Annotated in this window: 1 protein-coding gene; it reads left to right on the top strand. The window is 71.5% G+C overall.

Going from position 1 to position 242, the window contains the following annotated elements; all coding sequences use genetic code 11:
• The coding region (locus AC0IYH_RS33580; protein ID WP_471838768.1) for an arylamine N-acetyltransferase at positions 1-242 on the top strand (242 nt) is incomplete at both ends.

Here is a 242-nt window from a genome sequence, read left to right on the forward strand (position 1 = left end):
GGCCGACCTCGCGCTCAGCAACCACTGGACCTCGACCGCGCCGGGCACGCGTTTCACGACGCACGCGATCGCCAGCATCGTCCTGCCGCACGGTTTCGCCGGCCTGACCGACCGCGCCTATCGCCGCCGCGCCGGCGACAACGAAACCGCCGACGTCATCGACGACCCGCGCGTCTACCGCATGCGCCTCGGCCTGATGTTCGGCATCGCCCTGACGAAGGAGGAGGTAGCCGCGCTGGGGC

This window comes from Pseudomonas sp. AC463 (genome assembly GCF_979253585.1).